The organism is Sulfurimonas sp. (assembly GCF_047622445.1).
Lineage (GTDB): Bacteria > Campylobacterota > Campylobacteria > Campylobacterales > Sulfurimonadaceae > Sulfurimonas.
On record NZ_JBLHOE010000099.1, the window covers coordinates 1 to 7,688 of the forward strand.

Here is a 7,688-nt window from a genome sequence, read left to right on the forward strand (position 1 = left end):
GCATATATCTATCAAAGTGCTCAAACACTTACTTCACAATACCATGTTGAAAATATTCTTCTTTACAATGTAAATAGTCGAATAGATTATAAGTACTCAGAAGTTTTTTCATTTGCTAGCGTACTGGTAGATTTAAAACAGCAAGTGCGTCTTATCAAACCTGATGTTATCTATGTGCATCAAGTATCTAGTACCCAAGTATTACAACAACTATCAGAACTAAAAGTTCCTGTTGTTGGTTTTATTCATGATCATAAAAACTTTTGTTTACGTGAACATAAATACACTACGATTGGAAATCATACTTGTACAAAAAAAGTAGGACTTGGTTGCTACAGCTGTCTTGGTTTTATAAATAAAAAGGATTCTTTCCCTTATGTTTCTTTCAACAATATTACAAATACACTTGCTATACAAGATATACTGAAAAACTTTAATCATATAATTGTTGCTTCGGAGTACATGAAAAACCATCTATTACTTCATAATTTCAAGTATGAAAATATATCAAAAATCACTCTATTTTCAACTCCTATTAACAACCATAATTACTCAAGCAATATTACACAAACAAAACGATTTTTATTTGTTGGTCAACTTGTTCGAGGTAAGGGTATTGACACTTTACTAGATGCATTTAAAAAATTAAATCAAGAAGATACCATTCTTGATATTTGTGGTGAAGGTAAGCAACGAGTTGAACTAGAGAAAAGAGCTAAAGCTCTTGGTATATCTCACCAGGTGTTTTTCCATGGAAAGATAGCTTCTGATGAGTTATCTCGTTACTATTGGAATGCTTATGCTGTTGTCATACCAAGTCGTGCGCCTGAAACATTTAACCTTGTTGGACTTGAGGCGATGAAACATTCTAAAGCTGTTATCGCAACAAATGTCGGGGGTATAACTGAATGGTTAGAAGATGGATTAACTGGACACCTTTTTACATCTAATGATTCTCAAGGATTAAGTGAAATATTGGAATACGCTATCGATAATCCACAAAATATCAGTCGAATGGGACAACGAGGTTATCAAGAGTATAAAACAAAGTTTACCGCAACACTACACTGTCATCAGCTTTATAATCAATTGAGTATGCTTATTCAAAAAGATACATATCATGTTGCATAATCAACAACTTACTTATTATAATAATAAAGAAGCTGAGAAGTTTCTGCATAAGGTACTAGAAAGTATTTCTTCTGTATTTAAAGATGTATTTTACGAGGGACAAACTGTTGCATTAATTCTCATAGGTGGATATGGAAGAGGTGAGGGCGGTATTGTTCTAGAACATGGGATATATCATCCTCACAACAATTTAGATCTATTGTATATCCATCATGATTATATCAATCCATCTAAAAAAGCGCTTGTCAATACCTTACTTCAAGTAGTCTCTAAAAAATTTAATATCGGTATTGATATGTCTATGATTACTAAACAAAAACTTATGAAGCTCAATGGTCTTGTAATTACTTACGATATGCGTTACGGACATAAAACATTACTTGGGAATTCCGATTTTTTAAAAAATTGTGAGTCATTCTCTCTCTACAATATAGACCCAATAGACATGAGACAACTACTAGTCAACCGAGGTACCCTTTTACTTATAAATAGACTTCTTCTTTGTAAAGACACTCTCTCTACAGAGGAAAGAAAGCTAATTATTAAGCATACTATGAAAGCTATTATAGGCTATGGAGATGCACTGTTGTACTTTAATGATTTATACCATTGGAGTTATGCACAAAAACAATCAAATATGGCAGAATCCACAAGCATAGATAAAAAAATTCAAGCTCTTTATTCTGAAGCTATTCTCTTTAGATTTAGACCAAATTATGACACATATTTAAGTAAAGACCTCAAGTTATGGAATAAAGAACTTTTAGAAATATTTTCAGTTATCCATCTAAATTGCGAAACAATAAATCTTTCTCATCCACAACTAGAGTGGAATAATTACTTAAATATTGCATTGGAAAATAAAAGCTATTCTCGTCAAAACCTAGCACAAAAATTAAAATCATGTTTCTATGCAATCAAGAATATTCCTACACTTAGGGAACTGAAAAAATCAAATGAGATTATTAGCTATATGCAACTTGGAGCAAAAGGGGTACTTTCACTTTTATTTCCTTATATAGCGTATAAAGTTTATCCTAGAAACTATCGTGTGCTTTTCCAAAAGATTCTTCATATAGATAACGATAACGAAGAAGCATTACTCAACGGTTTTTTAACACTTTGGTCACAATATGGAGATACTAACTTTGTTAATGTACTCCGTACCTATAACATTACATTGGAGAAATCATGATTTGTTTAACAGCAGACTTACATCATATGAGCCTTAAAACAGGCAATCAAATGCATAGCGATAAAACAGAGATGTCTTTAGCTGGCGAATTTGTAAAAATGATGGAATCAAGGAATATAAGAGGTTCATTTTTTATAACTGGGAAATCATTTGTTGAAGAATGGGATGAAGTAGAACCAATTGTGAAAAGTCCAAACGTAGAAATTGGTGGTCACAACTATGAAGCTTTTAAACCAGAGCTTCTTCACCGAATTTGGAATAAATTTACAAAAAACTATAATGGACCCTATGCATACCAATACTACGATACAAAAAAAACAATAGATATTATCTATGCTAAAACAGGAAAACGTATTAATATATGGAGAAATCACATGTACATGCATGGAATTAACACCGAGAGTGTACTCCAAAGATTAGGTATAAATATCTGTTCAGATGGTGTCATGAAAAATAATCACAACTTAAAAAAGGATATATCCGGAATCTACAATCTTCCTATAAATATTATTCCAGATCATGAGCATATTATCCATGCGGAGAGAACTCCAGAGTGGATCCAGCAATGGCAAAAACGGTATAACTGGTCTGATGATTTTGGTTCAGATTCTTACTATGTAGATGAATGGGCGGAGTTAGTACTTCACCAACTAAAAGAAAATGAGAAACAAGGAAAACTCTCTGTCATGATAATTCACCCCATTACAATGTATCTCGCTGATAACTTTACTTCTGTTAAAAAGATTTTAGACTATATACAAACAAAAGAAACTGTCTTTATGAGTAGTTTACTCAACATAGAGGAGATAGCAGCATGAAAACTATAACCGTTATTGTACGTACATTCAATGTCGAGTGGATTATTGATCAAGCACTTACGGCACTAATGAAACAAAAAGGAATACATCTAGAACTTATGATTGTTGATTCTGGATCTAGCGATGCTACCTTGGAAATGGTGAAATCATACCCTCACCAATTTTTAGCGATTGAATCTGGAACTTATTTTCCCGGGAAGGTTTTAAATAGAGCCATAGAAAAGGCTAGAACAGAACTCATAGTTTTTATAAACTCCGATGTTGTGTTACTTGATCCTTATGCATTACTTCGACTTATCCAACCTCTAGAAAACACTCAAGTTGTCGCATCTTATGGAAGACAAATCATACGACCAGAAGCAGACTTATGGGTGCGGCATGATTATGAGAGAGCATTTACTACAACAGGTAATCAACCAGAATGGATGCACTATTCACTCCCTATCGCATCGATGAAAAAAAGTATCTGGGAAACACAAAAGTTCTATACAGACGCATGGGGTTCAGAAGACACACAATGGGGCGTGAAAATAAAGAGCAAAGGCTATAAAATAGCGTATGTAAAAGACGCAATAGCAATGCATTCACATAACTATACATTAAAACAATTAGCTTCAAGAAGACGTATAGAAGGTGAAGCAGATGTTTATATCTACCCTCACAAATCTCTATCACTCATAAGTACGATTCTTTCTTTTGGAGCTTCATTTTTAAGAGAATCTTTTTACTACATACAGAACAAACATAGTGAAGGGATTTTTTACTTACTACTTAATCGCATTGTATATTCATGGAGTTTTTATAAGGGTTTTCTCTCTTCAAGTAAGTCAAAAAGTAAAATTACTTTTGGGAATTATCAGTAAAGCTACCTCTTTAACATTAATATCTTTACTCCCAACTCCCAAGTAAAGTTTTGAGCTTGTCAAAGATAGCTTTCATATGTGCTTTTAATTCATCCTCTAAATTAAAATTATGTAACATGTCATCAAGACCAATTGTGCTCAATGTAGTTTTTCCATTATCTAAATATAGTGAAATACGGCAAGGCAGATATACAGATACTTCAGGGTGTGATGATAAAACAGTTTGCGCAGCTATAGGGTTACACAATTCAAAAACTGTAATATCTTTATCAATAGGATATCCTTTGCTTTTTAGGATATTTTGAAATTTATATTCTTTTAAAACTCCAAACCCTAGCTCTTTAGCTTTGAACTCCATCTCATTTCTCACAGTATCTATGCTTTTATCTGTTGTAATTATATAAAGCATTTTCCATCCTTTTATATTTTTATATTTTTTAAGCGTAAAGCATTTATTATAACCGAGACCGAACTTAAGCTCATAGCTGCAGCTGCAATAACTGGGGAGAGTAATATTCCAAAAAATGGGTAAAGAGCACCTGCGGCTATTGGAACTCCAGCACTATTGTATATAAATGCAAAAAATAGATTTTGTCTGATATTGTTCATGGTTGCATGACTTAGTTTTCTAACCTTTACAATACCTAACAAGTCACCTTTTATAAGTGTTATACCGGCGCTTTCTATTGCCACATCTGTTCCTGTTCCCATCGCTATCCCAACATTAGCTTGAGCGAGTGCAGGAGCATCGTTAATTCCATCACCTGCCATTGCTACAATTTTACCATCACTTTGAAGTTGCTTAACTATGTTCCCTTTGTCCTTAGGCATAACATTCGAATGAACTTTACTAATAGCAAGTTTTTTTGCTACTGCATTTGCCGTTTTTTCATTGTCTCCACTTAACATTACAATTTCAATATTCTCTTTCTTGAGTTGCTCAATCGCTTCAAGTGATGTCTCTTTAATTGGATCTTCTATGCAGAAAATACAACTTACTTTAGAGTCTATCGACATAAAGACAACAGTTTTTGCATCTTTGCGCATTTCATCGGCTTGAGTTACAAGCTCCTCTACTACTATATTTAAACTCTCAAGGTATGTATCACTTCCAAGTACAAGTTTTTTATTTTCTATTTCACCTTCTATACCTTTTCCCGTTATAGAGTTAAAATTGTTAACTTTTAAGAGAGATACTTCTTTTTCTTTTGCATACTCTAGCACTGCTGCTGCAAGTGGATGTTCACTTGCTTTTTCCAAACTCGCGCCATATTGTAAAACTTTATTTTTATCAAAACCTTTAGCTGTCACTAGTTTTGTTACTTTAGGCTTTCCTTGTGTAAGTGTTCCCGTTTTATCAACTACCAAAACAGTGACTTTTTCCATACTCTCTAGTGTTTGAGCATCTTTTATCAAAATACCCGAAAGTGCTGCACGACCTGTTCCCACCATAATGGAGATAGGAGTAGCCAGACCCAAAGCACAAGGACAGGCAATAATTAAAACTGATACCGCCGCAACAACTGCATATGCCAGACGAGGTTCTGGTCCTAAAATCCACCAGCCAAAAAAAGCAAAAAATGCACAAAGAACTACAGTAGGTACAAAGTACCCAGATACTAAGTCGGCGAGTTTCTGAATCGGAGCACGTGAGCGTTGAGCAGAAGATACCATCTGAATTATTTGAGATAACATAGTATCACTTCCGACACGCTCAGCCTGCATAACTAAAGTACCATTTTTATTGATAGTTGCACCGATAAGTTTATCATTAGCTAACTTTTGAACAAGAATAGGTTCTCCCGTAATCATAGACTCATCAATATTGCTACTTCCATTTATAACTACACCATCAACAGGAATCTTCTCCCCAGGTTTGATTCTAAGTTTATTTCCTACTTTAATATCCTCAAGACTTATCTCTTTTTCATTGCCATTATTTTCTATGAGGTGAGCCATTTTCGGAGCAAGATTTAAGAGAGTTTTAATGGCATCATTAGTTTTACTCCGGGCATTTAACTCTAAAACTTGTCCTAGAAGTACCAAAGTAATAATAACTGCTGCAGATTCAAAATAGACATGAACTAGTCCTTCTTTTGTTTGCATAAGGGAAGGAAAAATCTCAGGAAATAGAAGCGCAGTTATACTATATATCCATGCTGTTGAGACACCGATAGTAATGAGGGTAAACATGTTCAGATTCCATGTTTTAACTGAGTTGTAACCTCTTACAAAAAAAGGCCATCCACCCCAGAGTACTACTGGAATTGAGAATAAAAAAAGAAACCATTGAATCTCTTGCATTGTTACATTTTCAGGTAAGTACTGTGGAGCTAAATCGTTTGTCATTCCGAGAACAAAAATAGGTAGGGTAAGAGCTGCACTAATCAAAAAGTGTTTTTTCATATACTCTAATTCAGTATTTTCATCATTAGCTTTGAGAGTAATCGGCTCCAGTGCCATTCCACACTTGGAACAGATTCCAGGATAATCTTGTATGATCTCTGGATGCATAGGACAGGTATAAAGATTATCTGTGATATTACATGTATGGTGCGCACAATGACTTCTATTGTCTTCACTTTCCATAACTTATCCTTTGATTATTTTTCTAGGTTTTCTTTCCTTGTTTTATACTCTTCTTCAGTAATCTCATCATTTGCATACTTCTTATCAAGTATATCTCTAGCCGACTCTCCATCTCTTTTGTTTTCATTTAGAAAGTAGAGCGTCGCTAAAATAAGTAATAATAAGAATAACCAACCAAATCCCATTCCATACATATCGGACCCCTTTTAACTTTAGTATAAATTCTTGATCTTTATATAAACAAGTATACTAAGTAAGTGTGTAGTGTTTGTGTAAGAAGACAAATAGAAGGTGAAGGGCTTTATCTGTTTAAGTAGGTCAAAAAGTAAAATTACTTTTGGAAATTACCAATAATTTTTTATTATGTATCAACTGTACCTAAAATGCAAACATTTTGCATTAAGTGTGTATATACTTTCTTATATACATAGAAAAAAGGATTTATTATGAAATACTTTCAATACATAAACTGTACAAACAAAGCTAATAACAATCATTCTAGTGCAGCGGTAAATATACCAAATGGCTTTACAACTAAAGATGATGTTTATCTATTGTTTTTACAGACGGATGCACTTCAAAGTCAGCTAGAAAAAATCCTTAATAACTGTGATTTTAGTAATTCTCAAACTTTAGATACTAAAGGAGATGAAATTAGGAGTCTTATTTTCAACACTCCTTTACCAGTTGATGTTAGAGATGAACTAAGTTTGGTTTACGATACATTGTCGACGTACTATGACACTGCGGCATTTAATGAAGCCCTACATTCTAAAACCCAAAAGATAGGTTTAGAAGACATTCATTTAGATACGGTCAATCATTTGTACATTGGGAACAGCGGTACTGATCTTTTATGTGAAAAGATACAAGAAAGATACGCTTCACTCTTTAGTAACAGAGCGATTCACTATAGACACAGTAGAGGATACAACCATTTTTCATTTACTCCAAATCTTAGTATGGAACTAAAACAGATAAGGTTAAATGAAAAATATTTAAAGTTGACTGTTGCTTAAGGAATAATACTTCCATGAACCAAAGATACCTTTATCTCCGAGAAGGATATCTGTTGTTCTATTTATTTCACTT

8 protein-coding genes are annotated in these 7,688 nt (G+C 33.5%); 5 read left to right on the forward strand and 3 right to left on the reverse strand.

Translation table 11 applies throughout. The features are described from left to right. The 4 genes from ACI9TV_RS15310 to ACI9TV_RS15325 form a co-directional block, all read left to right on the forward strand. A partial coding sequence (locus ACI9TV_RS15310) for a glycosyltransferase family 4 protein (protein WP_415251689.1) occupies positions 1 to 1,131 on the forward strand: 1,131 nt, incomplete at its 5' end. After that, positions 1,121 to 2,326: a hypothetical protein gene (locus ACI9TV_RS15315; RefSeq protein ID WP_415251690.1), complete on the forward strand. Its 1,206-nt coding sequence runs from the start codon at positions 1,121 to 1,123 to the stop codon at positions 2,324 to 2,326. The genes ACI9TV_RS15310 and ACI9TV_RS15315, both read left to right, overlap by 11 nt. After that, a complete protein-coding gene (locus ACI9TV_RS15320; RefSeq protein WP_415251691.1) occupies positions 2,323 to 3,144 on the forward strand; it encodes a polysaccharide deacetylase family protein in 822 nt (273 codons plus the stop codon). The genes ACI9TV_RS15315 and ACI9TV_RS15320 overlap by 4 nt, the downstream gene beginning before the upstream one ends. Then, positions 3,141 to 4,007, forward strand: a complete 867-nt coding sequence (locus ACI9TV_RS15325; RefSeq protein WP_415251692.1) for a glycosyltransferase family 2 protein — start codon at positions 3,141 to 3,143, stop codon at positions 4,005 to 4,007. Before ACI9TV_RS15320 ends, ACI9TV_RS15325 begins: the two co-directional genes overlap by 4 nt. Positions 4,008 to 4,032: 25 nt before the next feature. On the opposite strand, the gene ACI9TV_RS15330 is transcribed toward ACI9TV_RS15325, so the two are convergent. The 3 genes from ACI9TV_RS15330 to ACI9TV_RS15340 form a co-directional block, all read right to left on the reverse strand. Beyond that, entirely contained in the window at positions 4,033 to 4,416 is a 384-nt protein-coding gene (locus tag ACI9TV_RS15330; RefSeq protein ID WP_415251693.1) for a DUF302 domain-containing protein, read from the reverse strand. A gap of 11 nt (positions 4,417 to 4,427) precedes the next feature. Further along, positions 4,428 to 6,521, reverse strand: a complete 2,094-nt coding sequence (locus ACI9TV_RS15335) for a copper-transporting P-type ATPase (protein ID WP_415251696.1) — start codon at positions 6,519 to 6,521, stop codon at positions 4,428 to 4,430. Positions 6,522 to 6,610: 89 nt separating this feature from the next. Further along, positions 6,611 to 6,790, reverse strand: a complete 180-nt coding sequence (locus ACI9TV_RS15340) for a hypothetical protein (RefSeq protein WP_415251694.1) — start codon at positions 6,788 to 6,790, stop codon at positions 6,611 to 6,613. A gap of 252 nt (positions 6,791 to 7,042) precedes the next feature. Between ACI9TV_RS15340 and ACI9TV_RS15345 the strand changes: the two genes are divergently transcribed. Further along, positions 7,043 to 7,615 carry a PEP/pyruvate-binding domain-containing protein gene (locus tag ACI9TV_RS15345; protein WP_415251695.1) on the forward strand — a complete coding sequence of 191 codons (573 nt, stop codon included), beginning with the start codon at positions 7,043 to 7,045 and terminating at the stop codon, positions 7,613 to 7,615. Positions 7,616 to 7,688: the final 73 nt, after the last annotated feature.

Coding starts and splice junctions, on each gene's coding strand:
- ACI9TV_RS15315 (WP_415251690.1), top strand. CDS start 1,121: ATGTTGCATAATCAACAACTTACTTATTATAATAATAAAGAAGCTGAG.
- ACI9TV_RS15320 (WP_415251691.1), top strand. CDS start 2,323: ATGATTTGTTTAACAGCAGACTTACATCATATGAGCCTTAAAACAGGC.
- ACI9TV_RS15325 (WP_415251692.1), top strand. CDS start 3,141: ATGAAAACTATAACCGTTATTGTACGTACATTCAATGTCGAGTGGATT.
- ACI9TV_RS15330 (WP_415251693.1), bottom strand. CDS start 4,416: ATGCTTTATATAATTACAACAGATAAAAGCATAGATACTGTGAGAAAT.
- ACI9TV_RS15335 (WP_415251696.1), bottom strand. CDS start 6,521: ATGCATCCAGAGATCATACAAGATTATCCTGGAATCTGTTCCAAGTGT.
- ACI9TV_RS15340 (WP_415251694.1), bottom strand. CDS start 6,790: ATGTATGGAATGGGATTTGGTTGGTTATTCTTATTATTACTTATTTTA.
- ACI9TV_RS15345 (WP_415251695.1), top strand. CDS start 7,043: ATGAAATACTTTCAATACATAAACTGTACAAACAAAGCTAATAACAAT.